The 26,330-nt window shown below is 75.6% G+C and carries 21 protein-coding genes and 1 tRNA gene; 5 read left to right on the top strand and 17 right to left on the bottom strand.

Annotated features, from left to right (window positions below; genetic code table 11):
* Positions 1-27: 27 nt before the first annotated feature.
* Positions 28-696 (bottom strand): hypothetical protein, encoded by a 669-nt coding sequence (locus tag FB586_RS07685; RefSeq protein WP_136518715.1) that lies wholly within the window; start codon positions 694-696, stop codon positions 28-30.
* A gap of 115 nt (positions 697-811) precedes the next feature.
* Here FB586_RS07685 and FB586_RS07680 point away from each other — a divergent pair, with 115 nt between their 5' ends.
* The 3 genes from FB586_RS07680 to FB586_RS07670 are packed head-to-tail and all read left to right on the top strand — an operon-like array spanning position 812 to position 4,109.
* On the top strand, positions 812-1,717 hold the full coding sequence (locus FB586_RS07680; RefSeq protein WP_136518714.1) for a hypothetical protein: 906 nt from the start codon (positions 812-814) through the stop codon (positions 1,715-1,717).
* Complete coding sequence (locus FB586_RS07675; protein ID WP_136518713.1) at positions 1,714-3,054, top strand: O-antigen ligase family protein; 1,341 nt, start codon at positions 1,714-1,716, stop codon at positions 3,052-3,054. Before FB586_RS07680 ends, FB586_RS07675 begins: the two co-directional genes overlap by 4 nt.
* Positions 3,051-4,109: a glycosyltransferase gene (locus FB586_RS07670; RefSeq protein WP_136518712.1), complete on the top strand. Its 1,059-nt coding sequence runs from the start codon at positions 3,051-3,053 to the stop codon at positions 4,107-4,109. The genes FB586_RS07675 and FB586_RS07670 overlap by 4 nt, the downstream gene beginning before the upstream one ends.
* 8 nt (positions 4,110-4,117) lie before the next feature.
* Here the strand turns inward: FB586_RS07670 and FB586_RS07665 are convergent, their stop codons facing one another.
* The 9 genes from FB586_RS07665 to FB586_RS07625 all read right to left on the bottom strand — a co-directional run bounded on the left by FB586_RS07665 (position 4,118) and on the right by FB586_RS07625 (position 18,020).
* Entirely contained in the window at positions 4,118-5,281 is a 1,164-nt protein-coding gene (locus FB586_RS07665; RefSeq protein ID WP_136518711.1) for a glycosyltransferase family 4 protein, read from the bottom strand.
* Entirely contained in the window at positions 5,278-6,942 is a 1,665-nt protein-coding gene (locus FB586_RS07660; RefSeq protein ID WP_136518710.1) for an oligosaccharide flippase family protein, read from the bottom strand. The genes FB586_RS07665 and FB586_RS07660 overlap by 4 nt, the downstream gene beginning before the upstream one ends.
* Complete coding sequence (locus FB586_RS07655) at positions 6,939-8,225, bottom strand: glycosyltransferase (protein WP_136518709.1); 1,287 nt, start codon at positions 8,223-8,225, stop codon at positions 6,939-6,941. Before FB586_RS07655 ends, FB586_RS07660 begins: the two co-directional genes overlap by 4 nt.
* Positions 8,222-9,325, bottom strand: a complete 1,104-nt coding sequence (locus FB586_RS07650; RefSeq protein WP_136518708.1) for a DegT/DnrJ/EryC1/StrS family aminotransferase — start codon at positions 9,323-9,325, stop codon at positions 8,222-8,224. Before FB586_RS07650 ends, FB586_RS07655 begins: the two co-directional genes overlap by 4 nt.
* The gene (locus tag FB586_RS07645; protein ID WP_136518707.1) at positions 9,322-10,026 is read right to left on the bottom strand and encodes a NeuD/PglB/VioB family sugar acetyltransferase; all 705 of its coding nucleotides are present in this window, start codon (positions 10,024-10,026) and stop codon (positions 9,322-9,324) included. The genes FB586_RS07650 and FB586_RS07645 overlap by 4 nt, the downstream gene beginning before the upstream one ends.
* Positions 10,023-11,135 (bottom strand): DegT/DnrJ/EryC1/StrS family aminotransferase, encoded by a 1,113-nt coding sequence (locus tag FB586_RS07640; RefSeq protein ID WP_136518960.1) that lies wholly within the window; start codon positions 11,133-11,135, stop codon positions 10,023-10,025. Before FB586_RS07640 ends, FB586_RS07645 begins: the two co-directional genes overlap by 4 nt.
* Positions 11,136-11,149: 14 nt before the next feature.
* The gene (locus FB586_RS07635; protein ID WP_136518706.1) at positions 11,150-12,157 is read right to left on the bottom strand and encodes an NAD-dependent epimerase/dehydratase family protein; all 1,008 of its coding nucleotides are present in this window, start codon (positions 12,155-12,157) and stop codon (positions 11,150-11,152) included.
* The gene (locus tag FB586_RS07630) at positions 12,154-13,224 is read right to left on the bottom strand and encodes a Gfo/Idh/MocA family protein (protein WP_136518705.1); all 1,071 of its coding nucleotides are present in this window, start codon (positions 13,222-13,224) and stop codon (positions 12,154-12,156) included. Before FB586_RS07630 ends, FB586_RS07635 begins: the two co-directional genes overlap by 4 nt.
* 122 nt (positions 13,225-13,346) lie before the next feature.
* Positions 13,347-18,020 carry a DUF4082 domain-containing protein gene (locus FB586_RS07625; RefSeq protein WP_136518704.1) on the bottom strand — a complete coding sequence of 1,558 codons (4,674 nt, stop codon included), beginning with the start codon at positions 18,018-18,020 and terminating at the stop codon, positions 13,347-13,349.
* 227 nt (positions 18,021-18,247) lie between these two features.
* Between FB586_RS07625 and FB586_RS07620 the strand changes: the two genes are divergently transcribed.
* Complete coding sequence (locus FB586_RS07620; RefSeq protein WP_136518703.1) at positions 18,248-18,859, top strand: acyltransferase; 612 nt, start codon at positions 18,248-18,250, stop codon at positions 18,857-18,859.
* Between the two features lie 22 nt (positions 18,860-18,881).
* Here FB586_RS07620 and FB586_RS07615 read toward each other — a convergent pair whose 3' ends face one another.
* The 5 genes from FB586_RS07615 to glmU all read right to left on the bottom strand — a co-directional run bounded on the left by FB586_RS07615 (position 18,882) and on the right by glmU (position 24,898).
* A complete protein-coding gene (locus tag FB586_RS07615; RefSeq protein WP_136518702.1) occupies positions 18,882-20,405 on the bottom strand; it encodes a sugar transferase in 1,524 nt (507 codons plus the stop codon).
* Positions 20,406-20,534: 129 nt separating this feature from the next.
* Positions 20,535-21,158, bottom strand: coding sequence for an aminoacyl-tRNA hydrolase (gene pth, locus FB586_RS07610; RefSeq protein ID WP_136518701.1), 624 nt, complete (start codon positions 21,156-21,158; stop codon positions 20,535-20,537).
* A gap of 94 nt (positions 21,159-21,252) precedes the next feature.
* Positions 21,253-21,870: a 50S ribosomal protein L25/general stress protein Ctc gene (locus FB586_RS07605; protein WP_136518700.1), complete on the bottom strand. Its 618-nt coding sequence runs from the start codon at positions 21,868-21,870 to the stop codon at positions 21,253-21,255.
* A gap of 383 nt (positions 21,871-22,253) precedes the next feature.
* Complete coding sequence (locus FB586_RS07600) at positions 22,254-23,237, bottom strand: ribose-phosphate diphosphokinase (RefSeq protein WP_136518699.1); 984 nt, start codon at positions 23,235-23,237, stop codon at positions 22,254-22,256.
* Positions 23,234-24,898, bottom strand: coding sequence for a bifunctional UDP-N-acetylglucosamine diphosphorylase/glucosamine-1-phosphate N-acetyltransferase GlmU (gene glmU / locus FB586_RS07595; RefSeq protein ID WP_136518698.1), 1,665 nt, complete (start codon positions 24,896-24,898; stop codon positions 23,234-23,236). The genes FB586_RS07600 and glmU overlap by 4 nt, the downstream gene beginning before the upstream one ends.
* Positions 24,899-25,155: 257 nt before the next feature.
* On the opposite strand from glmU, the gene FB586_RS19385 reads away from it, so the two are divergent.
* Complete coding sequence (locus FB586_RS19385) at positions 25,156-25,317, top strand: hypothetical protein (RefSeq protein WP_168800493.1); 162 nt, start codon at positions 25,156-25,158, stop codon at positions 25,315-25,317.
* 51 nt (positions 25,318-25,368) lie between these two features.
* Here the strand turns inward: FB586_RS19385 and FB586_RS07590 are convergent, their stop codons facing one another.
* Both FB586_RS07590 and FB586_RS07585 read right to left on the bottom strand, forming a co-directional pair.
* Positions 25,369-26,187 carry an MBL fold metallo-hydrolase gene (locus tag FB586_RS07590; protein WP_136518697.1) on the bottom strand — a complete coding sequence of 273 codons (819 nt, stop codon included), beginning with the start codon at positions 26,185-26,187 and terminating at the stop codon, positions 25,369-25,371.
* Positions 26,188-26,249: 62 nt separating this feature from the next.
* Positions 26,250-26,321 (bottom strand) — tRNA-Gln (locus FB586_RS07585).
* Between the last annotated feature and the right edge of the window lie 9 nt (positions 26,322-26,330).

Raw genomic sequence — 26,330 nt, 5'->3', positions numbered from 1 at the left:
CGTCCGGCGGACGCCGCCCGTCACGGCTCAGGCGACGAGCGCGAGCGCCCGCCGGTCGAGCCGCGCCCTGCGGCGCGCGGCGAACGCCTCGGCCATGAACGCCGCGCCCACGACGCCCAGCACCCCGAGCACCGCGGCCGCCGCCATCGCCCGCGGCCGCGACCCGGACTGCAGGAGGTAGACGGGCTCGGACGGGCTCAGCTCGGTGCGGATCCGCTGGGACGGGTCCACCTGCTCGAGGTCCTGGATCCGCGTCAGCTCGGCGTGCACCCGGTCCAGCGCCGCGACCATCTGCGCCTGCGCCTCCGCCAGGGTGGGGCCCGACGAGCGCACATCCACCTCCGCGGTGTCGTACGACCGCTCCCACTGCGACCCCGAGCTCGGCTGCTGCACCCGCCACGCCGCCACGTGGCCGATGCTCGTGAGCGTCAGGTCGCCCGAGACCGTCTGCGGCTCGTCGTGCGGGCCGGTCACCGCGCGCACCACGACGCCCGTGGTCGCGACGAGCGAGGACGTCGAGCCGGCCAGGACGTTGCCCCGGGTGCCCTCGGGGGCGAGCAGGAGCACGGTGACGTTGCCGTTCCACGACTCCTGGCGCTCCCCCGCCAGGAGCACGCCTCCGGCCGCGAGGACGAGGCACAGGCCGGACACGAACCAGTGCCGGCGCACCGTGACGAGCACGTCCCACACCGTCACGACTCCACCCCCACATTCACCCAACGCGCCGAAGTCCGGCCCGCGGACCGCAGCCTATGCTCGGGGCAATAGGGACATCCAGGTGCCCATCGGGCGAAACGGGACGGGGTGAGACGTGTACCTGCCTGACCTGCTGCACGGCCTGCGGCGTCGGTGGTGGGCCGTCCTGCTGGGCCTCGTCAGCACGGCCGCACTGGCCTGGACGGCGTTCACGATGGTGCCCGCCGAGCGGCTCGCGAACGCGTCCGTCCTGGTGCTCCCGCCGCCGAACACGGTCGACACCGGCGGCAACCCGTACCTCGCGCTGGGTGGGCTCTCGCCGGCCGCGGACGTGCTGGCGACGGCCATGAACAACGGCTCCGTCCACGAGTCGCTCGCTCCCCCCGGCGGCACGTCGACCTTCGTCGTCTCCCGTGACTTCGACTCGAGCGGCCCCCTGCTGCTCGTCGAGGCCAGCGACCCCGACCCCGACGCGGCGATCGCCCTGCTCGGCACGGTCCTCGACACCATGCCCCGGACGTTCGCCGACATGCAGACGCGCGTCGACGTGCCGGCCGACGCGCGGCTGACGCTGTCCGTCGTGACGCAGGACGCCACGGCGCAGGTCTCCGCCAAGTCCCAGCTGCGGGCGGTGGTCGTGGCCCTGGTGGCCGGCCTGGGCGTGACGCTCTTCGGCACCAAGGCGCTCGACGGCGTGCTCGTGCGGCGCCGGGAGCGCCGGCGGGCCGCGCAGGAGAGCGAGCAGGTCCGGGCCCGGGCGCAGGCCGGGGCCCCCGGGCAGGACGCACCCGCGGACCACCAGGCGCAGGAGCAGGCCGAGGTCGAGGCGCACGAGCAGGACGCCTCCGCGGACCGGGTGGAGGACCAGGCCGGGGACGCACCGCCGGAGCCCGTCGTGACGCCCGCCCCGCGGGCACGGCGTGAGGCAGGGACCGCCCCCGCCGAGCCGCACGTGCCGACGCCCGCGTCCGCGACGGAGCCCGACCTCGTGCTCGTCCCGCCCCGCCACCGCGAGCCATGACGCAGGTCGCCGGGACCGTCGTCGAGCACCGCCCCCTGCACGCCGGCGTGCTGCTGTACGTGTGGGTCGGCGCACTCGTCCTCATCCCGTCGACGCTCCAGTTCGCGCCCCTCGGCGCAGCCGGGACACCCGCCCAGGTGCTCGGCGTGCTCGCGGCGGTGTGGTGGTTCGCGGCCCAGCTCGACCGGACCCACGCCACGCTGACCCCCGCCCAGCCGACGCGCACCGCGATGTCGGTCTTCGTCCTCGCGATGCTGTGCAGCTACCTCGCCGCGGTGCGACGGCCCATCGAGGGCGTGGAGGTCAGCGGTGCCGACCGCGGGCTGATCCTCGTGGTGTCCTGGTGGGGCCTCGTCCTGCTCACGGGCGACGGGCTCGTGTCCCGCAAGAACCTGTACGGCCTCCTCCGGTTCCTCGTGGTGTGCACCGCGGCGGCGGGCGTGCTCGGCGTCGTGCAGTTCGCCACGCACATCTCGTTCGTCGACCAGATCTCCATCCCGGGCCTCACGTCCCGCACCGACCTGTCGGGGGTCCAGGCCCGCAACGGCTTCGCGCGCGCGCCCGGCACCTCGGCGCACCCGATCGAGTACGGCGTGCTGCTCACGATGGTCCTCCCGCTCGCCCTGCACTTCGCGTTCCACGACGTCCGCCGCTCGCGCGTGGTCCGGTGGTTCCCGGTGCTGGCGATCGCGGCGGCGCTGCCGCTGACGATGTCCCGCTCCGCGTTCCTCGGGCTGGCCGTCGTGCTCGCCGTGCTGTTCCCGGTGTGGACGGCCCGGCAGCGGGTGTGGAGCCTGGTGGTCGTCGCCGTGGGGCTGTGCGCCGTGTACGTCGCCGTCCCCGGGATGCTCGGCACGATGCTCCGGCTGTTCACCGGGATCACGGCGGACAACAGCGCCCTGTCCCGCACGGACAGCTACGACCTGGCGGTGGAGTTCATCGAGCAGCGGCCGGTGTTCGGCCGTGGCTTCTCCACGTTCCTGCCCACGTACCGGATCATCGACAACCAGTGGCTGGGCCTGCTGATCGAGACCGGGGTCGTGGGCGCGCTCGCCTTCCTCGTCGTCGTCGTCACCTCGCTCGTCCAGTCGGGCCGGCTCAGCCGCAGGTTGCCCGACCCCTACGACCGCAGCGGCGCGCGCGCCCTCATGGCGGCCGTCGCGTCGGCCGCGGTGGCGTGCGCGACGTTCGACGCCTTCGGGTTCCCGCAGGTCGCGGGAGTCCTGTTCTTCGCCGTCGGCTGCATCGCAGCCCTGCGCCGGCACGCCCGTCGCGACGACGGCTCCCCACCCACGGGCGCACCGCCGCCCGTCCTCGCGGAGGTGCACCGCCCATGACGGCACTGACCGAGCGGATCGGCACGAGCGTGCGCCGCAGCCTGCGGCGACGGTCGGAGGAGGTCGACAGGCGCGACCGGCAGCCGCCGGCGCTGCGCACGGGGCCCGGGCGGCACGAGCCGCGCGTCCTGTACCTCGCACCGCACCTCGGCGCACCGAGCGGCGGCGTCCGCGTGCTGTACCGGCACGTCGACGTGCTGCGCGCGCTCGGCGTCGACGCGTCGGTGCTGCACGCCCGGCCCGGGTTCCGCTGCACGTGGTTCGAGAACGACACACCCGTGACCTACCCGGACGAGGTCGTGCTCGGCCCCGACGACGTGCTCGTCGTCCCCGAGTACTACGGCCCCGGGCTGCACACGCTCCCCGCGGACCTGCGCACGGTCGTGTTCAACCAGGGCGCGTACCACACGTTCGACGGCATCCCGCTGGACGCCGAGCCGGGTGCGCCGTACGCCGCGCTGGGCCGGCTCGAGATGCTCATGGCCGTGTCGCAGGACAGCGTCGACCTGCTGCACCTGGCCTTCCCGGACCTGCCCGTGCGGCGGTGCCGGCCCGTGGTCGACGCCGCCGTCTTCCACCCGGGCGACGGGCCGAGGGCGCGGCGCATCGCGTTCGTCGACCGCAACCGCGTGGCGGAGCGGCACCAGCTCCTGCACATCCTGCGGGCCCGCGGCGTCGACCGGGAGATCCTGCCGATCGCGGGCCGCAGCGAGCAGGAGGTCGCGGAGATCATGCGCGGCTCGGACCTGTTCCTCAGCTTCTCCGAGCGCGACGGGTTCGGGCTGCCCCCGGCCGAGGCGATGGCGAGCGGGTGCTACGTCGTCGGCTACACCGGCGGGGGAGGCGACGAGTTCTTCGACCCCGCGTCGTCCACGCCGGTGCGCTCGCTGCGCGAGTTCGCCGCGGGCGTGCTGGAGGCGGTCGCGTGGCCGGAGGCCGAACGTCGCCGCCGCGGCGCCGCGGCCTCGGAGCGGGTGCTCGGCCGCTACCACGAGGCCGGGCTGCGCGAGGACCTGCAGGCGGCGTTCGACCCGCTGCTCGCCCGCGTGGGCTGACCGCCTGCTCAGGCGCGGGGCGCCGACCCCGTCCCTGCGAGCGGGCGGCGGCCCGACTCCTCGAGCGCCGCGAGCAGACGCCCCGCCACCGCGTGCCACGAGGCGTCGGCGGCGCGGCGTGCGGCCTCGGCACCGAGCCGCCGCGCGGTCGCGGGGTCGGTGAGGCGCAGCATCGCCGCGACCAGCGCACGGTCGTCGTCCGGGTGCACCGTCAGGGCGGCGGGGCCCAGGAGCTCGCCGGCCCCGCCCTCGGTGGTGGCGACCACGGGCAGCCGCACCGACGCGGCCTCGAGGTACGCGATCGGCGAGGGGTCGTAGCGGCTCGGGAGGACGAACGCCGTGGCGCGCGCGAACAGCCCGTCCAGCCGGGCCTGCGCGGACGCGTCGCTGCGGGGCAGCAGGCCGTGGCCCACCACCCCCGGCTCGTCGAGGGGGCCGTGCTCCCCCACGACGTCGAGCCGCGCCGCGGGGTGCGCCGCACGCACCTCGCGGAAGGCCCGGACGACCGCGGCCCCGTTCTTGCGTCGCCAGTCGACGCCGACGAAGAGGAAGCGGGGCGCGGCCCAGTCCCGGCCGATGGCGACGGCGGCCCGCGGGCGGTGGCCCATGCCGACCACGCGGACCCGCTCGGTGGCGACCCCCAGGTCGTCGACGAACGAGCGCGCCGCCCAGCCGGTGCTCACGCAGCAGGCGTCCGCCGCGCGGCTCGACGCCGCCTGCACCCCGAACCAGTCCGTGACGACATCGGCGGGCAGGCCCAGCCCGCGGACGTCCGAGTCGGCGTTGCGCCACTGCTGCTGGAGCGTCGCGTCGTCGTAGGTGACGGTGGGGGCTCCGTGGCGGACGGCGGACAGCGCGTAGAGCTCGGTGCCCATCGCGACCAGGCCGTCGAGCCGCCCGGCCCGGCGGAGCGCGTCCCGCAGCAGCGCGGTGCGGGCGGCCACGCGGGCGGCCGAGCGTGCGCCGACGACGTCGGTGCCCGACCGGACGCGCGCCCACGCGGCACGTGCCCGCGGCACCGCGCCGGCGGTGCGGGTGCCGACCGGGACCACGTCGACGCCCTGCGACTCCAGGCCCGAGGCGATGCCGGCGGGGCTGCCGGACCAGTTGTCGCGGGACAGCGGGTCGGCGGCGGGGTACAGCACGCCGACGCGCGGGCGGGCGCCGGTCACCGGCTCACCTCCGGGTGGACGGCCGCGGCCGCGAGGGGTGTCTCCTGCGGGCGCGGAGCGGGGTCGGGCACGGTCGGGGCGGGGTCGGGCACGGTCGGGGCGGGAGCGGTCGCGGCGAGGTCGGGGACCGTCGGGGCGGGGTCCGGCACGGCCGGTGCCGCCGCCGGTCGCCCGACGAGCCAGCGGCGCAGCGGCTCCGTCCGGTCCAGCGCGGTGCCGAGCGTGGCGGGCAGCCGGTGCGCGCCGACCGCGTCGAGCAGGTCCCGCGCCATGAGGACCCCGTAGACCGCCGCACCGGCGCACCCGCCGAGGAGCAGGCGGACGACGTCGTGCGCCGGGACGCCCGCCGCCAGGTGCGCGGCACCCCACGCGAGCACCGCCGCGACCACCGGCGGCAGGACGGCGCCGCCCAGCCGGCGCAGGCTCGTGCCGGTCGTCCGGCGCACGGTGCGCAGGTACACGGGCAGCGTGACGACGGCGGCGACCACCACGTGCGCGAGCCCCGCACCCACGATCCCGGCCCACGCGATGCCGGCGACCATCGCGGGCACGAGCGCCACGAGGGCGGCCGCCTGGACGCCGAGGAGCGAGCCCGTGCGGCCCATGGCGATGGTGACGTTCGCGAACAGCAGGCAGACCACCGAGACGGCCCCGTAGAGCGACAGGACGGCGAGCACGGGGGCGGCCTGCGACCACTGCCCGCCGTACAGCACCTGGACGAGCGGGCCGGCCAGCGCCGACGTCATCGCGCACACGAGGAGCGCGACGGTCGTGACGGCGCGGGTCGCCCGGGCCACCGCACCGGGCAGGCGCTCCGGGTCCTGCCGCGCGCGGGAGAACGCGGGCAGCACGACGCCGTTGAGCATCGAGCCGATCGCGGCGGTCGCCCAGCTCGCGACGTTGAAGGCGAGCATGTAGACGCCGACCGCGGCGACGTCCAGGGTCCGCCCCAGCAGCACGTAGTCGACGTTGACGACGACCTGGCTGAGCAGGTTCGCGGCGGCGAGCGGCAGACCGAACACGAGCAGCCCGCGGACCTCGCGGAGCGCGAAGCCGGGCCGGTAGAGCCGCGAGACGCTCGCGACCACGACGAGCCCGGCCGCGAGCTGCCCGACGACGCGCGACCACGCGAACGCCTCGGCCCCGTCGCCGTGCAGTGCCAGGACGACCAGCACGGCGCTGCTCGGGACGAACGACACGACGTTCGCGAGGAACACGCGCGACTGGCGGAACTCGCGCTGCAGCTGTGCGCCGGGCACGGCGAAGGGCCCGACGAGTGCGACGGCCAGCGACAGGATGCGCAGGGGCCCCGCCACGTCCGGCGAGCCGAGCGCGACCGCGAGCGGCTCGGCGAACAGCGCCATGAGGCCGGCGAGGGCGGTGCTCGCGACGATCGAGATCGTCGCGACCGTGGGGGCGATGCGCTCCGGGTCGAGGTCGGACCGGGCCACCGCGGACGCGACGCCCAGCTCGGCCGCGCTCGCCACGAACGCGTGGGCGGCCATCGCGAGCGCGAACACGCCGACGTGCTCGGGGACGACGATGCGGGCCACGACCGCCATGAGGGCGACGTTGGCCAGGCGCATGAGGATCGTGCTGCCCGCGGACCACAGCGCACCGCGGCGCACGCGGCTGCCGAGGCCGGCGGTGGCGTCGGTCATCCCGTGCTCCTCGGGCCGACCGGCTCGGCGGCGGCCCCGGCCGGGACCGGGGCGGGCGCGGAGATCGCCCGCCTGCCGTCGCCCGTGGACGGGTGCCGGGGCGCGGAGTCGAACGGCGGGCGCTTGCGCAGCGCCGCCCACTCCAGCGGCAGGTCGCCGGCCCACCGGCGCGCGCCGTACCGGCCGGCCGCCCCGGCGTACAGGTCGGCGAGCCGGTCCGCGACGGCCTCCAGGCCGTAGCCGCGCTCGGCGAACTCGCGACCGAACCGGCCCAGCCGGGCGCGGCGGTCGGCGTCGTCGAGCAGCGGTGCCAGCTGCGTGGCGAGCAGGCCTGCCCCGTCGTCGACCCGCTCGTCGCTCCAGAAGCTGTTGCGGAACAGCAGGTCGGCGTCCGGCAGGTCGAACGTGCGGCTCCAGCCGAACTCGCCGAGCACCACGAGGGGCGCGCCGAACGCGAGGCCGCGCGCGGCGGACCCGCCCATGCCGAGCACGACGTCGGCGCACGCGTACGCCGGCCGCGGGTCGGCGAGGGCGCCGGTGAGGACGACGGCCCGCCGGCCGAGCGCGTCGTTCGTCGCGTCCGCGAGCGCACGCAGCCGCGGCTCGGCGTCACCGCCCCCCACGACGACGAGCACGACGTCGTCGCGGTCCAGCCGGGCGACGCCGCGGATCGCGGTCTCGACGCTGAGGGCCTTCATGTCCTCGTCCAGCCGCGAGACGACGACGACGCGCAGCTCGTCCCCCGTCAGCCCCGCCGACGCGAGGAACGGCGCGGCGTCCACCGCCGCGCGGTCGTCGCGCACGAGGTCGACCGGCGGGCTGAGCAGCACCGCCCCGCCGGGCCGGTCGCGCAGGTCGTCCCGGAGGTAGCCGGTGCCCACCACGAGCGGGCACCAGCGGTGCGTGCGCGGGTCCACCTCCATCTCGTACACGGTGAGCACGAGCGGGCGCCGGCCCAGCAGGCAGGGTCCCCAGTAGGCCGGGCGCTCGGCCCACGAGCCGTAGACGTGCACGAGGTCGGCACCCCAGCGGCGCGCGGTGCGGCCGAGGGCGCGCGCACCGGAGACCACCGTCTCGGGGCGGTCGTGGACCTCGACGGGCACGCCGCGCTCGGCCGCGACGTCGAGGATCGTGGGTCCCTCGCCGAGCGTGTCGCGGGGGCCGACGAGCAGGCTGTCCCAGCCGCGCGGGACCAGCGCCTCGGCGAGCTGCACCGCGTTGAGCTGCGTCCCGCCCAGGCCGAGGCTGTTGAGCTGGACGAGGGCGCGGCGGCGCCGGGTCATCGCACCGCCCGCCGGAGGACCTCCACCACCCGCTCCTGCTGCGCGGCGGACAGGTGCGGGTGCATGGGCAGGGACAGGATGCGGTCGGCGGCCGCCTCGGCGACCGGGAACGCGCCCCGGCCCAGACCGAGGTCCGCGTAGGCCTCGGTGAGGTGCACCGGTGTCGGGTAGTGGATGCCGGTGCCGATCCCGGCCGCGGTGAGCCCGGCCAGCACCCGGTCGCGCTCGTCGACCTGGACCACGTACAGGTGCCACACGTCCTCGTTGCCCTCGCGGGTCCTCGGGGCGACGACGCCCTCGACGTCGGCCAGCAGCTCCGAGTACCGCGCGGCGGCGGCCCGGCGGGCGTCGTTCCACCGCTCCAGCCGACGCAGCTTCGCCTCGAGGACGACCGCCTGGACCGTGTCGAGGCGCGAGTTCATGCCGACGACCTCGTGCACGTACTTGCGCTCCGACCCGTGCGCGGCCAGCAGCCGGACGGTCCGGGCGACGTCCGCGTCGGACGTCGTGACGGCGCCCGCGTCGCCGGCCGCGCCGAGGTTCTTGCCCGGGTAGAAGCTCGTGCCGGCGGCGAGCCCGAACGAACCCGCGACGCGGCCGAACCGGCGCGCGCCCTGCGCCTGCGCCGCGTCCTCCACCATGGGGACCCCGGCGTCGGCGGCGGTCTTGGCGACGTCCTCGACGGGTGCGACCTGACCGAACAGGTGCACCGGCACGATCGCCTCGGTGCGCGGCCCGACGGCGGCGCGCACCGCGTCCGGGTCGACGAGCAGGTGCACGGGGTCGACGTCCACCGGCACGGGGACGGCACCGATGCGCGAGACCGCCTCGGCGGTCGCGACGAAGGTGTTGGCGGGCAGCACCACGTCACCGCCCGGGCCGACGCCGGCCGCGCGCAGCGCGAGCTCGAGCGCGTCGGTGCCGTTGGCGACGCCGACGCAGTGCGTGACCTGGCTGTAGGCGGCGTAGGCGGCCTCGAACCGCGCGACGGCGGGTCCGCCGACGAAGGCCGTGGTGGCGAACACCTCGTCGAGGCCCGTGCGCACCTCGTCGGCGATCTCGGCCTGCTGGGAGGCGAGGTCCACGAACGGGATCGTCATCGTGCGGCTGCTCCTCGGTCGGTGGTGACCGGGTGCTCCCCGGCCGGTACGGCGGACGCCGGGACGTCGAGGGGCCGGGCCGGGACGCCGGCCCACGTGCTGCCGTCCGGCTGGTCGCGCAGCAGCACGGCGCCCATGCCGAGCGTCGCGGCCGCGCCGACGCGCACGTGCTCGCGCACGGACGCGCTCATGCCCACGTACGCGCCGCGTCCCACGACGACGGAGCCGCCGAGCGTGACGCCGGCGCAGAGCGTGGCGAAGTCCTGCACGACGCAGTCGTGCGTGAGCGTGACGTGCGGCATGACGACGACGTGCGCGCCGACCGTCACGTCGGCGGTCAGCACGGTGCCGGCGAGCACGACCGACCCCTGGCCGACCTCGCACCGCTCCGGGACCTCGACGGACGGGTGCACGACGGTCGCGTGCCGCAGCGGGGAGACGCCCGCCGCGTCGAGCTTCTCGACGATCCGCTCGCGCGCCGCGCCGCGACCCGCGCAGACGAGCACGTCGGGGCGCGGGTGGTCCACGACGGCGTCGGTCGGCCCGAGGACGGGGACGCCGTCGATGCGGGTGCCGTGCAGCGCCGGGTCGTCGTCGAGGAGGCCCACGACGTCGTGGGTGGGGTGCGTGCGCAGCAGCGCGAGGACCTCGCGCGCGAGCCCGCTCGCGGCGAGGAGGAGCAGCGGGGCGGGCGCGCTCATCGTCCGGCCGACCTCAGCGCGTCGACCACGCGCGCCTGCTCCGAGTCGGACAGCGCGTGGAACACGGGCAGGATCAGCGTGCGGTCCGTGAGCCTCTCGGTCACGGGCAGCGGGACGTGCGGCACCGCGCGGTGGGCGGGCTGGCGGTGCGCCGCCATGATGCCCCGCCGCGCGGAGACGTCCGCGGCCGCGAGGTGCGCGAGCAGCCCGTCCCGGTCGAGCGGGTACTCCTCGTCCACCTCGACCCAGTACGACTGGACGTTCGTCGTCCCCCACGCCGGGTCGGCGACCGCCCGCAGGCCGGGGATCTCCTCGACCTGCTTGGAGTAGGCGGCGGCGATCTCCCGCCTGCGCGCGACGACCGCCGGCAGCCGCCCGAGCTGCACGAGCCCGACGGCGGCCTGCAGGTCCGTCATCCGGTAGTTGAACCCGACCTCGAGGTACTCCTCGGCGGGCGCCAGGACGCTCGCGTGCCGTGCGGCTGCGGACACGCTCATGGCGTGCTCGCGCAGCCGGCGGGCCCGGTCCGCCCACGCCGCGTGCGGCGTGGTGAGCATGCCGCCCTCGCCGGTCGTGAGGACCTTGCGCGGGTGGAACGACCACGCGGCGACGTCCGCGCCCACGCCGACGGGCCGGCCGCGGTAGGTCGAGCCGGCGCCGCACGCGGCGTCCTCGACCACCACGACCCCGCGGGGGTCGGTGACGGCCCGGATCGCGTCGAGGTCGGCCGGCACCCCGCCCTGGTCGACGAGCACGACGGCCCGCGTGCGCTCGGTGAGCGCCGCCTCGACGGTCTCCGCCGTGAGGTTGCCGGTGACCGCGTCGACGTCCGCGAACACCGGCCGGGCACCGACGTACGTCGGTGCGTTGGCGGTGGCGACGAACGAGAACGACGGGACGACGACGTCGTCGCCGGCCTGCACGCCCGCGACGACGAGCGCGAGGTGCAGCGCCGTGGTGCACGACGAGGTCGCGACCGCGTGGTCGACCTGCATCGCCGCGGCGAACGCGTCCTCGAACTCGGCGACCCGCGGACCCTGCGCGACCCAGCCCGACTCGATCACGGCCGTGACCGCCGCGACCTCCTCCGGGCCGAACCAGGGCTGCATGACGTTGATGCGGCTCACGACGCGGCCCCCGCCCGGCTCAGGGCGCGTCCGGCGGCGATCTCCTCGCGCAGCGGACGCCACCAGGCCACCAGCTCGCGCAGCCCGTCCTCGAGCGGCACCTCGGCCTCGAATCCCAGGTCGACGCGCGCCGCCGTGGTGTCGGCGAGCCGGCGGGAGACGCCGTTGACCGCGCGCTCGGGGCCGTGCTCGACCTCGAGGTCGGAGTCCATGGCCCGCAGCAGCGCGTGCGCGAGCTCCAGCAGGCTCGTCTCGGTGCCGCTGGCGATGTTGTAGACCCCGTCGACGACGTCGCTGCTCGCGGCGAGCAGGTTGGCGCGCGCGATGTCACGGGTCACGACGAAGTCCATGGTCTGGCGGCCGTCGCCGAAGATCAGCGGCGGCAGCCCGTCCGCGATGCGCTCCATCCAGCGCACGAGCACCTCGGTGTACAGCCCGTGCACGTCCATCCGCGGCCCGTACACGTTGAAGTAGCGCAGCAGCACGTAGTCCAGGCCGTACATGGCGCGGAAGCTGCGGGCCATGCCCTCGTTGAACGACTTGGCCGCGCCGTAGAACGTGTCGTTGTTGTGGTGGTGGTGCCGCTCCCCCGTCGGGAACTGCTCCGCGAGGCCGTACACGGACGCGCTCGACGCCGCGACGACCTTGTCCACCTTGTGCTCGGCCGCGGCCTCGAGGACCGTGAACGTGCCGTCGACGAGCACCTCGAGGGCGAGCCGCGGCTCCTCCGCGCACTGCGTGATGCGGATGGCGGCCTGGTGGAAGACCAGGTCCTGCCCCCGGGTCACGTCGTGCACGAGGTCGCGGTCGCGCAGGTCGCCCTCGACGAGCTCGACCCGGCCGGTGGCGAGCGCGCCGGCGAGGTTCTCGCGCCGCCCCCGCACGAGGTTGTCGAGGACCACCACGTGCGCCGCGCCCGCGTCGAGGAGCTGGTCGACGATCGTGGAGCCGATGGTGCCGGCGCCGCCGGTGACGAGGGCGCGGGCTCCGGTGAGCGTGGTCATGCGACGGTCTCCAGCGGGGTCTCGGCGGGGGTGGCGGCGTCGGTGCGCACCGGCGTCAGCCGGCCGCCGTCGGCGAGGCTGAGCGAGGCGGACTCCAGCACGTCGAGCACGCGCAGCCCCGCGTGTCCGTCGGTGCGCGGGGCGCGGCCCTCGCGGATCGCGGCGGCGAGCTCGGCGACCATGACGCCGAGCGCCTCGCGCTCGGGCAGGGCGGGCGCCCACGCGTCGCCGAGCCGGTAGGAGACGTTGGCCTGCGTCTTGTCGGACAGCGACTGGCCCAGGTCGACGCCCCGGTCGTACACGGTGAGCCGCTGCTGCGGGGACAGGTCGTCCCACACGAGCGTCCGCTTGCTGCCGCCGATGACCATCCGGCGGATCTTCGTCGGGCTGAGCCAGTTGACGTGCACGTGGGCGATCGCGCCGTCCGGCAGCGGCAGCGTGAGGTACCCGACGCAGGCCTGCCCGGCCCCGAGCGGGTCGGCCCCCTGCGCGGCGACCGCGGTGGGCACCAGACCGCCCGGGAGCACGAAGTCGAGGATCGACAGGTCGTGCGGCGCGAGGTCCCAGAACACGTCGACGTCCGGCTGGACGAGGCCCAGGTTGATGCGCACCGAGTCGACGAAGTGCACGTCGCCCAGCGCGCCGTCCGCGACGAGCTCGCGCATCTTCAGCACCGGCGCGGTGTAGCAGAAGGTGTGGTCGACCATGAGGACGCGGTCGAGCTCGGCCGCCCGGCGCACCATCTCGCGGGCCGCGGTGCCCCGGTCGGCGATCGGCTTCTCGACGACCACGTGCTTGCCGGCCTCGAGCGCCGCGAGCACGAGCGGCGCGTGCGTGCGGGCCGGCGTCGCGATCGCGACCGCGTCGACGTCGTCGCGCGCCAGCAGCGCGTGCACGTCCGTCGTCACGTCCACCGTCGAGCGCGGACCGACCACCTTCCGCGCCCGGTCCTCGTCCAGGTCGCACACTGCCACCAGGTCCCAGTCCGGGCTGGTGCGGAAGTTCCGCGCCAGGTTCGGCCCCCAGTACCCGGCCCCGATCACGGCCGCCCGCAGCTGTTCGCTCATGCCCCGCCCTCCTCGGTCGGCTGCCAGTGTTTCCGGTCAGACGGTGCATGTCCGCCGATTCCGGACATTTTCACCCCCGCGGCCGGGTGAACAGCGGGTGCTGGGCGCAAGGGGCGCGGCCGCTACCCGGCCGGCTCGAACACCAGGTCGACGCCGTAGGACGTCGTCGACGACCCGGCCGGGAACCCCGTCCCGTACACGTACGCCCCGCCGGGCACCGCGGTGGTCAGCGGGCCGTTCGACCGGGCGCCCGCGAGCGCGCCCGAGGTCATGGCGTACCGGCCCGTCGTCGAGCGGTACGACGCCGTGTAGGTGCGTCCGGCGACCACCGGCACGGGCGCCGGCAGCGGCACCGTCTGCCAGCCGCCCGCCGTCTCCGCCGTCGACGGCGCCTGCGCGAGCAGCGCCCGGTCCTGGTCCCACAGCATGACCGTGTGGGCGCCCGTGTTCGCAGCTCCCTTGTAGAACCGCACCGCAGTGACGGTCCCCGGCCGGTCCGGGGTGAACCGCACGCCCACCTGCACGTCCGCCGTGTCGTTCCACGCCGGGTGCGCCGGCGTCTCGCGGTCCGACCACAGCTGCGCGGCCGACGTCGTGCGGAACGTCCAGGTCCCGGACTCGACCGCCGTGCCGTCCACGGTGGTCGTCGCGGTGAGGTCGAGCCCCGGCGGCAGCGGGCCGGTCGGCGCGAACGTCACGGTCAGCGAGGCCGGGTCCCACGTGCTCGTCCCGGCGACGGGCCCGTTCGGGCTCGTCACCGCGATCGTCGGCGTGCCCGCCGCGGGCGCCTTCGACAGCGTGGCGCGCACCGTGGACGACAGGGACGCGTCCCGGACGCTGCCGTCCGGCGTCTGCGCCGTGACGACCGGCGGGCTCGGCGGGGCGGGGGTGAACACGACGTCGACGAAGTAGTTCGCCTGGCCCCACGTGCTGGTGGGGAAGCCGCCGCCGTAGCGGAAGCGGCCGTTGCCCGCGGCGGGCGTCATGAGGGGTCCGACGGTCCGGTCGGCCGTGAAGTCGCCCGTCGTCACGGAGTAGTGCCCCTGCGGCGCGAGGTAGGAGACGACGTACGTCGTGCCCGGCACGACCTCGACGGGCCGCGCGAACAGCGCCGTCTGCCAGCCGCTCGCGGACTCCTGGTCGAACGTCACCGTGCGCAGCACGGCACCTGTCGCGCTCCAGAGCGTGCCGGTGTGCGTGCCGCCGTTCCCGGACCCCTTGTAGAACCGCACGCCCGTGACGAGCCCCGGCTCGGTCGGCGTGAACGACACGCCGACCTCCACCGGGTCGGCGTCGGCCGACGCCGCGGTCGCGGGGGTCCTGCCGCCGAAGAGGGTGCACGGGCAGCCGCTGGGGCCCGCCGTCGTGAACGACCACGTGGTGGTGGCGAGGGTCGACCCCTCGGTGGACCGCAGCCCCGAGGCGGTCGCCGTGTACGCCGTCTGCGGGTCCAGGGGTGCGGACGGGGTGAAGGTGAGGGTCCGCCCGTCGGGCGACACGGCGCTCGTCCCCGGCGTGGCGGTCGCGCCGGCGGCCAGCGCCAGGGACCCCTCGGCGAGCGGGGTGCTCGCGGTGAGCGTCACCGGCGCGACGGCCGACGAGCCGGGGTCGTTCGCGGCGGGCGTCGTGGACACGACCGTGAGCGGCATCGGGTCCCGCACGAGCACGACGTCGACCATGTAGCTCGTCGAGCTCCGCGACGACGGGTACCCGTCCGCGTACGAGAACTGGCCGCTGTTCGCCGCCGTCCGCAGCGGCGTGCGCTGCACGCCCGCGCCGGCGAACTCGTTCACGCGGGCCGAGTAGCGCCCGACGGTCGTGCGGTACGACGCGACGTACTCGGTGTCCTTCGCGATGCGCACCGGCGACGCGAACGTCAGCGTCTGCCACCCGGTGGCCGACTCGTCGACGAACGTCCCCTGCGCGAGCGGGCTGGTCCCGCCGACCGCCCACAGGGCCCCGACGTGCGGACCGGTGTTGTTCGGCCCCTTGTAGAACCGCACGCCCGTGACCGTGCCCGCGACGCTGCTCGCGAAGCGGACGCCGAGCGTGACGGGCACCGTGTCGGCGTCCTGCAGCAGCGTCGGCTGGTCCGCGTCGTCGTACAGCGACACCGTCCGCGCGCCGGGCACCTGGGCGGGTGCGGCGGTGCGGAAGGTCCAGGACGTCGTGCCGGTCAGCGCGGTGGCCGTGACGCGGGCGCGGTACGTGGCGGACGGCGCCAGGGGCTGGCCGGGGGTGAACGTCACGGTCCGCGTGGCGGCGTCGTACGAGGACGTGCCGGCGACCGCCGCACCCGTGTCCGTCGCGAGCGACAGGGACACGTTCGACGCCGCCTTCGACAGCACCGCCCGCACGGTCGCCCCCACCGGGACGCTGGACGCGCCCGCGACCGGGGAGACGGGCGCGGCGGTGAGCGGCGTGGTGTCCGTGAGGGAGAACACCGGGTCCACGAAGTAGTGCGACGACTTCCACGACGACGTGGGGAAGCGTCCGGGGGCGCCGTGCACGCCCGGCGGAGGGGTGCCGTACCCGCCGGGCACCGACAGCGGCGGTGCCGTGACGCCGCGGTACCAGAACGCGTCGGCCTCCGTCGCGTAGTGGCCGTTCGGCGCCGTGTACGACACGACGTACGTCGTCCCGGCCGTGACGGGCACGGCGGACGTGAACGTCGTGGTCTGCCAGCCGCTCGCCGTCTCCGACCCGAACACGGCCGAGGCCAGCGGCGTGCCCGTCGCGGACCACAGGGTGCCCGTGTGGGTGCCGGTGTTGCCCGCGCCCTTGTAGAACCGCACACCGGTGACGTACCCGGAGACGGTCGGCGTGAAGCGCAGGCCGAGCTCGTACGCGCCCCCGTCCGTCGCCGCCGGCGTCGCGGGCACCCGCGTCCCGAAGACCGTGCAGGGGCAGGAGACCGTCACCGAGCGCGCCGCCGGCGCACCGGTGTTCGCGGAGTCGTCGGTCGCGCGGGCCAGGACCCGGCTCGCCCCGGAGCCCGGCAGCACGCCCGAGTACGACCAGGACGTCGTGCCCGTCGCCGGGTGCCACGTCGCGCCGCCGTCCAGCGAGACCTCGACGCCCGCGACGCGGCCGCCCACGTCGGACGCCGTGCCGGACACCGCGAGGGTCGTGCCGTTCGCCAGGGCGGCGCCCGCGGTCGGCGACGTGATGCTCACGGTCGGCGCCGTCCGGTCCGTCGAGGCGGTCGCGGCGACGAGCCCCGGCATGAGCGTCGCGGGCTGCACGCCCATGTCGGCGAGGAGGTTCACCGTCGCCTGCTGCATGCGCGGGTCGGCGGGGGCGCCGTCGCCGTCGTGCTCCTGGTCCAGGCCCCACGACCACTGGACCGACCCCGCCGAGAACACGAGTGCGCCGCTCGCCGCGCGGTACAGCGTCACGTGGTGCGTGGTCGTGCCCGGGCTCACGACGTTGCCGAAGTCCCGCAGGTACTCGGGCACCGCCCCGGTCGTGGTCGAGAGCCGCACGAGCCCGGCCGGCCGGAACCCGTTGTCGACGTCCTCGTTGGACTCGTAGCCGACGGTGTGCGGCGCCAGCTCCGCCGACGTGCCGCTCGCCAGGGACGCGAGCGAGGTGTGACGCCAGAGCCGGTAGCGGCCCTCCGCGGCGGAGACCGTGACGGGCAGGTCCGAGAAGTTGGACATGTACATCGTGCCGGTCAGGGCGTTCTCCGGGATCCCGGCTCCCGCGGCGGTGCTCGCGAGGCGCGGGTCGCGCCACGTGCCCGTCCACTCCGCGGCCGGGTCGATCTTGGCGTTCGCCCACGTCTCCTTGTAGCTGACGAGCGTCCGGTGGTCCGTCGGCGGGCCGGCGGCGCTCGGCTCCCAGCGGGTGCGCCAGTACATCTCGTTGCCGCTGAAGAACGCGAGGTGGACGCCGGCGTCGCGGGCCGCGAGCACGTTCGCGCGCTGCGCCCCCGACCAGTACTCGTCGTGCCCCACCGACAGGAAGACCTCGTGGTTGCGGATGAGGTCGCCCCGCCGGTCGGCGTCCACGCCGGCGATGTAGGACACGTCGTACCCGTTGCGCTCGAGGAAGCGCACCATCGGGTACTCGGCGCCGAAGTAGAAGTCCCGCGCGGTGATCCCGGCGCGGGTGGCGAACGGACGGTTGTAGCTGAGCTTGTACGCGCGCCCGGCGGGGACGCCGCGGTAGAAGCTCGAGCCCCCGTAGGAGTTGTACGCCTGCCAGGTGGTGTCCGAGGTCTGGAACAGGACCTCCGAGCGGCTCGCGTCGTCCCGCACCACGAAGGTGATGTGGCTCGCCTGCCCCGTCGCGGGGATGGTGAGCCGCGCGACGTACACCCCCGAGACGGCGGTCGTGGGGACCGTCCAGCTCGCGGAGACCGCCCAGGCGCCGCAGTCGTAGAGCCCCGTCGTCGCGTCGGGCATGCACTCGGGCTGGTGCTGGGGCAGGGGCGCCGAGGGCTCGACGGACGCGACCTTGCGGGCGCCGAGGCCGCCGTACCAGCCGGTGCGGTAGACGTCCACGGTGTACGCGGCCGCCTCGGTGTCGATCTTGAAGTCGATCCGACCGCCGACGTTCACGGACATGTCCGTCGCGAAACCCTGGATGGCGTCCGACCCCGCGCCCTGGATGTCCCACACCGTCGGCGGGGTGCCCGGCTTGGCGTTCTCGCACGCGACCGGGTTGCCGCCCGTGCCGCAGGGGTCCGCGGCGGACGCGGGCGAGGCGGCGCCCGCGACCGCGAGGGACGAGCCGACCAGCGCCGTCGCGAGCAGTGCGGCGACCCGCCGGGGGAAGGGGCGCAGGGACATGGGGGCTGCTCCAGCCGTCGAGCTCCTGGTCCCGCGCTCCGTGCGCGGTCGTCAGGGAAGGTTGTGCGGGGGGCGTGCTGATACGGGACGATATGGGGCAACTTGGACGTTCGATGCAGATGCATGCAGATATCACCCTGCTGACCGGGCGGCTTCACCCCTCGTGACACCGGGGACGCCGGCGGGTCGCGTCTGGCACGATCGTTCCCCGGCAGAAGGAGACGGACGTGCCCACCACACCCGCCACGGTCGCCCCGACGGCCGACGTCGACGCGCGCGCGACCCTCGGCGCGGGCACCCGCGTGTGGCACCTCGCGCAGGTGCGCGAGGACGCCGTCGTGGGGCGCGACTGCATCGTCGGGCGCGGCGCGTACATCGGCCCCGGCACCGTCGTGGGCGACCGCTGCAAGATCCAGAACCACGCGCTCGTCTACGAGCCCGCGGTGCTCGAGGACGGCGTCTTCGTGGGCCCGGCCGTCGTGTTCACCAACGACCACTACCCGCGGGCGGTGACCCCCGAGGGCGCCCTGAAGTCGGCCGACGACTGGCACGCCGTCGGCGTCACGGTCCGCACCGGGGCGTCCGTGGGCGCGCGCGCCGTCTGCGTCGCGCCCGTGACGGTCGGCCGCTGGGCGCTCGTCGCGGCCGGGTCGGTCGTCATCGCGGACGTGCCGGACTTCGCGCTCGTCGCCGGCGTGCCGGCCCGTCGCATCCGCTGGGTCGGGCACGCGGGCGAGCCGCTCGAGGCCACCGGCACCGAGGGGGTGTGGCGGTGCCCGGCCACCGGGGCGGAGTACGTGGAGACGGACGGCACCCTGCGGCCCCGCGACGAGGGCTGAGGCCGCGCGGCCGGGACCGGCGCTAGTACGCCCCGGACCCGCCGAACACGGCCCGCCCCGTCTTCCACAGGATGAGCAGGTCCATGGCGACGGACCAGTTGTCGACGTAGCGCAGGTCGAGCCGCACCGACTCCTCCCACGACAGGTCCGCGCGGCCGCTGACCTGCCACAGGCCGGTCAGCCCGGGCCGCACCCGCAGGCGGCGGAAGACCGCGTCCTCGTACTCGGCGACCTCCGAGGGCAGCGGCGGCCGCGGCCCCACGAGCGACATGTCACCGCGCACCACGTTCCACAGCTGCGGGAGCTCGTCCACCGAGTAGCGGCGCAGCAGCCGGCCCACCGGGGTGATGCGCGGGTCGCGGTGCATCTTGAACATCAGCCCGTCGCGGTCGCTGCTGCCCAGCAGCGCGGCCCGCCGCGCCTCCGCGTCGACGTACATGCTGCGCAGCTTCCACAGCGTGAAGGCGCGGCCGTCGACCCCGATCCGCTCCTGGCGGAAGAACGCGGGGCCGGGGCTGCTGAGCCGCACGGCGAGCGCGGCGGCCAGGACGACCGGCAGGGCGCCGAGCAGGAGCAGCGCACCGAGAGCCCGGTCCAGCGCGGACTTCGCGAGCATGCGACGGCGGGGCGCCTGCGTCTCCACCGAGAGCAGCGACAGGCCCGCGGTCGGCCGCAGCTGGATGCGCGGGCCGAGGACCTCGACCAGACCGGGGGCCACGACGAGGTCCACGCCCATCCGACCGAGCGCCCACGAGAGGCGGCGCAGCGCCTCGCCCGACAGCTCGGAGCCCGTGACGATGACGACGTCGACCCGGTGGTCGAAGGCGACCTGCGGAATGTCGGCGAGCGCCCCCAGGGTCGGTGCGCCGTCCTGCGGAGGCACGTCCTGGATCGAGGGCAGGCACACCCCCACGACGCGGTAGCCGTGGTGGGGCGCACCGCGCAGGTCCGCGATGACGTGGTGCACCGACGCGGCGTCGCCGACCACGACCGTGCGCGCCATCGCGGCCCCGTACGTCCGGCGACGGTGCAGCCGGCGCCGCTGCACGTGCCGTGCGACGAGGGACCCGGCGGTCAGGGTCAGGACGGTCGCCGCGACGAGCCCGCGCGGCAGGAGCTCGCCCAGCGCCACGCCGCCGATGGCCACGGCCGCGGCCGAGCCGACGCCGGCCCGGAGCACGGCCTGGTACTCCACGGCGCCGGAGCCCAGCGAGCGCCGGTCGTACCCGCGGAACAGCGCGACCAGGGCGAGGAACGCCGCGACGGCCACCAGGGCCCACCAGGGCTCCCCGCGCACGTAGGGGGCGCACACCACCACGAGCACCGGCACCACCACGGCGGCGACGAGCAGGTCCCCCAGCGCGACCCGTCGCGCGTAGCCGGCGCTCGCCGTGGCCCAGTTGTCCGCGTCGAGCGCCGCGAGCGGCTCGCGCGGGTGCTCGACGTACGGGGTGGCCGACGCCCAGGAGATCCGGGGGCCGCCGGACGGCCTCCGCCGGTCGACGAAGACTGCGGCATCCCCCGACGGGTCTTCCAGGATCGACATGGCCCCCACCACCGAAACGTACGAATCGTCCGGTTCGGAGGTTATGTGCCGGTTCTGGTGGGTCGATAGTCCTAGATGTCCGTTTTCACCCGGTCCGCGGGCAGGCTTCGGCTGACGGTCACCCGGCTGTCAGCCCTTGGTGTGAAAACGTTGCTGCGCGGGCTCCAGCCCCTCGAGCACGACGGCCTCGACCGCGTCCGCCGCGCGGTCCACGAGCCACGGCAGGTCCTTCAGCTCCGTCTTCGCGAAGTCGCGCAGCACGAAGTCGGCCGGGTCCATGCGGCCCGGCGGGCGCCCGACGCCGACGCGCACCCGGAGGTAGTCCTTCGTGCCCAGCGCCTTCGTGGTGTCCCGCAGGCCGTTGTGCCCGCCCTCGCCGCCGCCGCGCTTGAGGCGTACGTCGGCGAACGGGATGTCGAGCTCGTCGTGCACCAGGACGACGCGCTCGAGCGGCACGTCGTAGTACCTGACGAGCGCCGACACCGGGCCGCCCGACGTGTTCATGTACGTCGTCGGCTTGGCGAGCACGACGCGCGGACCCGGGGCGCCGCCCGGCAGCACGCCGAGGCGCGCCTCCGCGACGGCGGCCTGCGGCCGCCGCGACAGCAGGCCGCCCGACCTCCCCGCCCCGAACGACGCACCGACGCGCCGCGCGAGCTCGTCGAGCACCATCTGGCCGACGTTGTGACGGTTGCCGGCGTACCGGTCACCGGGGTTGCCGAGGCCGACGACGAGCCAGGGTCCGTCGGTCATGGGGGTGTCCTCCGTGGGGTGCGGCGGGGTGCGGACGCGCCGACGCCCGGCACCGTCGGACGGTACCGGGCGTCGGGCGGACGGTGCGGGGGTCTCAGCCCTCGGAGGCCGACGCGGCGGACTGCACCGCGGCGAGGTCCGCGGCGGCGGCGTCGGCGGCCAGGTCGTCGGCCGTGGCCTGCGGCGAGGAGATCGCGACGACGACCTGCTCGGCGTCGCTCATCAGCGTGGAGCCCTCGGGCAGGACGACCTGCCCGGCCGTGACGGACGAGCCGGCGGCGAGACCGTCGATCGTGACCTCGACGGACGACGGCAGCTTCGTGGCGTCGGCCTCGAGCGACAGCGTCTGGGTCTCCACGACGTGGATGGTGCCCGGGGCGGACTCACCGGTCACCACGACCGGGACGTCGACCGAGACCATCTCGCCGCGGCGGACGACCAGCAGGTCGACGTGCTCGATGACCTGGCGGACGACGTCGCGCTGGACGTCCTTGACGATCGCGAGCGTCGTCTCGCCGTCGAGGTCGATCTCGAACAGGGCGTTCGTGTGCTTGAGCGCGAGCATGGTCTCGTGGCCCGGCAGGGCGACGTGCACCGGCTGCGTGCCGTGCCCGTACAGGACGGCGGGGATCTGGTGCGCGCGGCGCAGGCGGCGGGCGGCGCCCTTGCCGAACTCCGTGCGGGCGGTGGCGGCGAGCTTGACGTCGGACACTGCGACTCCTCGTTGCGTGGCGGGGCGCACCACACCGGGGAGGGCGGGCGCGCGATGTGTGCGGGCGGACGGACTGGGGCCGGCGGGGCCGACCGGGATCGGGCACGGGGCCCGGTGGCCTCGACGCGGGACGCAGGACGGGCACGCGGAGGCGGGTCCACCCAGTCGATCACGGAGCCGGGGGCCGTGCCGGAGGTGGTGCTTCCGGTCGACCGTCCGTCGTCCCTCGCCGAGGCAACCTGAGGAGTCTACCCGGCCGCACCGGGTGCGCGGGACAGGGGCGCCCGGGACCACCCGGACGCCCGGACCGGCCGGACGCAGGACGCCCCGGCACCGGACGGTCGCGGGGACCGCCGGTGCCGGGGCGTCCGGACGAGCGGGCGTCAGGCGTTGCCGTCGAACAGCGAGGTCACCGAGCCGTCGTCGAAGACCTCGCGGATCGCCCGCGCGAGCAGCGGTGCGATCGACAGGACCGTCAGCTGCGGGAAGCGGCTCTCCTCCGCGATGGGCAGCGTGTCCGTGATGACGACCTCGCGCGCACCGCACTCCTGCAGGCGCGTGACGGCCGGGTCGGACAGCACGCCGTGCGTGGCCGCGACGATGACGTCCTTCGCACCGGCCTCGAGCACCACGCGCACCGCACCGGCGATCGTGCCGGCGGTGTCGATGAGGTCGTCGACGATGACGCACGAACGACCCTCGACGTCGCCGACGACGCGGTTGGACACAGCCTTGTTCGGGCTGCGCACGTCGCGGGTCTTGTGCACGAACGCGAGCGGGCCGCCGCCGAGCTTCGCGGCCCACTGCTCCGCGACCCGGATGCGGCCGGCGTCGGGCGAGACCACGGTGACGTTGGAGGTGTCGACGCGCGTGCGGACGTACTCCACCAGGATCGGCTGCGCCCACAGGTGGTCGACGGGGCCGTCGAAGAAGCCCTGCGTCTGCGCGGCGTGCAGGTCGACGCTCATGATCCGGTCGGCACCCGCGGTGAGGAACAGGTCGGCCATGAGGCGGGCCGAGATCGGCTCGCGTCCGCGGTGCTTCTTGTCCTGGCGGGAGTAGCCGTAGAACGGCGCGATGACCGTGATCGTCTTGGCCGAGGCCCGCTTGAGGGCGTCGACCATGAGCAGCTGCTCCATGACCCACTGGTTGATCGGCGAGCAGTGCGACTGCAGGACGAACGCGTCCGCGCCGCGCACGGACTCCCCGAACCGCACGTAGATCTCGCCGTTGGCGAAGTCGTACGCCGTGGTCGGCAGGAGCTCGACGCCGAGGTGCTCGGCGACGTCCTGCGCGAGCTCGGGGTGCGCGCGCCCCGAGGCGAGGACCAGGCGCTTCTCGCCGTCGCTGGAGGTGATGCCGGTCATCGCGTGGTTCCCTCGGTCGTCGTGGTGCCCTCGTCGTCGGGGTCCGCCAGCCGGGCGGGCTGCCCCGGCAGGTCCGGCGGCGGGGTCAGCCGCACGCCCGCCGCGGCGGCGCGCTCGCGCTCGGCGCGGGCCTGCGGCGAGAGCCCGCCGATGTCCTGCGTGCCGCGGGCGCGCGCGGCCGCCTCGGCGGCCGGGGTGCCCGCGCGCGAGCGCACGACCCACCCCTCGATGTTGCGCTGCGACCCCGCGCTGACCGCCAGCGCACCCGGCGGCACGTCCCGACGCACGACGGTCCCCGCACCGGTGTAGGCGCCGTCACCGACGACGACCGGGGCGACGAACATGTTGTCGGACCCGGTGCGCGCGTGGGAGCCGATGACCGTGCGGTGCTTGTTCACGCCGTCGTAGTTCACGGTGACGGACGCGGCGCCGATGTTGGAGTGCTCCCCGATCGTCGCGTCGCCCACGTAGGACAGGTGCGGGATCTTCGAGCCGGTGCCGATCTGGGCGTTCTTCGTCTCGACGAACGTCCCGATCTTGCCCTGGGCGCCGAGGTCGGTGCCGGGGCGCAGGTAGGCGAACGGGCCGACCGTCGCGCCCTCGCCGATGACGGAGAGCGAGCCGTGCGTGCGCACGACCGTCGCGCCCGCGCCGACCTCGACGTCGGTGAGCGTGGTGTCGGGGCCGACCGTCGCGCCCTCGCCGACGCGGGTCGCGCCGTGCAGCTGCGTGTTCGGCAGCAGGGTGACGTCCCGCTCGAGCTCGACGTCGACGTCGACCCACGTCGTCGCGGGGTCCACCACGGTGACGCCCGCGCGCATCCAGTCGTCCAGCAGGCGGCGGTTGAGCTCGGCGCGCAGCACCGCGAGCTGCACGCGGTCGTTCACGCCCTCGACGCTCATGGCGTCGTCGGTGCGCAGCGCGCGGACGTGCCCGCCGTCGCCGCGCGCGATCGCGAGCACGTCGGTCAGGTACACCTCCCCCTGGGCGTTGTCGCGGCCCAGGCGGGCGAGCGCGGCGCGCAGGACCGCCGCGTCGAACACGTACACCGAGGTGTTGATCTCGGTGATCGCGCGCTGCTCGTCGTCGGCGTCCTTCTCCTCGACGATCCCGAGCACGTCGCCCGTGCCGGGCTGGCGCAGGATGCGCCCGTAGCCGGTGGGCTCGGCGACCTCCGTGGTGAGCACCGTGACCGCGTTGCCGTCCGCGGTGTGCGCGGCGAGCAGCTCGGTCAGCGTGCCCGCGTCGAGCAGGGGCACGTCGCCGGCGACGACGACGACCGCGCCGTCGAGCACCGAGTGCGCGGCCGAGCCGCCGTCGGCGTCGACCGACTCCCCCGCGACCTGCGCCACGGCCGCCTGCGCGGCGGCGTCGAGCGCTGTCATCGCGACCTGCACGGCGCGGCCGGTGCCCGGCACGTCGTCCTGGTCGACGAGCAGCGCGTCGGGGTCGAGCTCGAGCACGTGCGCGGCGACCCGCTCGCGCTCGTGCCGGACCACCACGGCGACCCGCTCGGGCTGCAGGGCCCGGGCGGTGGCGAGCGCGTGGCCCACCATCGACCGGCCGGCGAGCGTGTGCAGGACCTTCGGTGTTGCCGAGCGCATCCGTGTGCCCTCACCCGCTGCGAGGACGATGACGGCTGCGGGGCGGGGGACGTCCACCAGTGGGTGCTCCTCGCGTCGTGCCCGGGAACGGGCCGGGTCGTCGTGCGTCACTGGGACTCTACCGCCGCGCACGGGACGCTCCGGCGGGACGGTCGCGTGCCGGCCGGCCCTCCTGCCGGCACCCGCACGGCCGGGCGGGCGCACCCGCGCGTGCCCGCACGCTGCGACGACACCGGGGACGACGGCAGGATCCGTACGCGCGTTGGCACCTCTGCCACTCCCGCGGTGACGGTCGGCAGCCCGAGCCTGTGGTCATGCTCACGCTCCTCGCCCTCGCCGCCGCGGTCACGGCCGCCGCCCTCGCGGTCGCGCTCGCCGTGGCGGCGGCGCGGGCCGCGGCCGGGCCGCCCGGGCCGCGCCGCCACGCACCGGCCTGCCGCGGCGACGAGGTGTGCGGCTGCCCCGGGGACGCCTGACGGCGGGCGCGGCCGGACCCGTGGGCGGTCGCACCGGGGGGTGGCTCCCCGTCAGGTCAGGTCGTCGTGGTCGCCGCGGGTCCAGGCGGCGTGCCGCGCGGCCGAGCGGCGCACGGCGTCGAGCGCGTCGCGGGGCACGACGCCGCCCGCGAAGTTGTCGTAGAGCCGGTCGAAGGGGCGCCGGGCGACGTGCTCGGCGACGCGCTGCGCGACCGCGCCCGACAGCGGGATCCGGTTGGGGTAGCTGCGCATGAAGCTCACGCTCGTCCGGTCGGGGTTGGCGAAGACCGTGTCGCCGCTGAGCAGCACGCCGCGCCCGCCGGCGCCCGCCGCCCAGTGCAGCACCGCGCTGCCGGGGAAGTGCCCGCCCGGCTGGCTCACCACCACCCCGGGCAGCAGCGCGCGCTCGCCCGCCCACGTCGTCACGGCCGGGTCGGGGCGCGCGACCCAGTGCGCGTCCTTCTCGGCGACGAGCACGGGAGCGTCCCCGAGCGCGCGGCTCCACTCCACCTGCACGCCGTACATGTGCGGGTGGCTCGCGACCACCGCCACGGCGGGCCCGAGCGCCCGCACCGCCGCGACCGCCGCGTCGTCGAGGAACGCGGGCGGGTCCCACAGCACGACCCCGTCCGGGGTGCGCAGCGCCTTCGCCTCCTGGCCGATGCCCACGGCGGGCGCCGTGGTCAGGCCGAGCAGGCCGGGCTCCAGCTCGTGCACGTCGACCCGCGTCCCCGGCGCGGCGAGCTCGTCGAGCGTCGTCCAGCGCTGGCCGTCGGCCGGCACCCACTGCCGCTCGTCCGCGCAGATCGCGCACACGTCGGGCCGGTCCGCGTGCTCCACGCCGCACGTCGCGCAGATCCAGAACGTCATCGTCCCTCCCGCACCCCCGTCGGTCCGGCGGCCCGGCGGCCCGCGGAGCGCGCTGGCGCGGGCTCCGCCCCCAGGATTCGAACCTGGACCGCAAGGCTCCAAAGGCCTGCGTGCTGCCGTTACACCAGGGCGGACCAGCCGCC

Origin of the sequence: Cellulomonas telluris, assembly GCF_004886325.1 — a bacterium.
Lineage (GTDB): Bacteria > Actinomycetota > Actinomycetes > Actinomycetales > Cellulomonadaceae > Cellulomonas > Cellulomonas telluris.
This window is presented reverse-complemented; position numbering and strand designations above follow the sequence as displayed.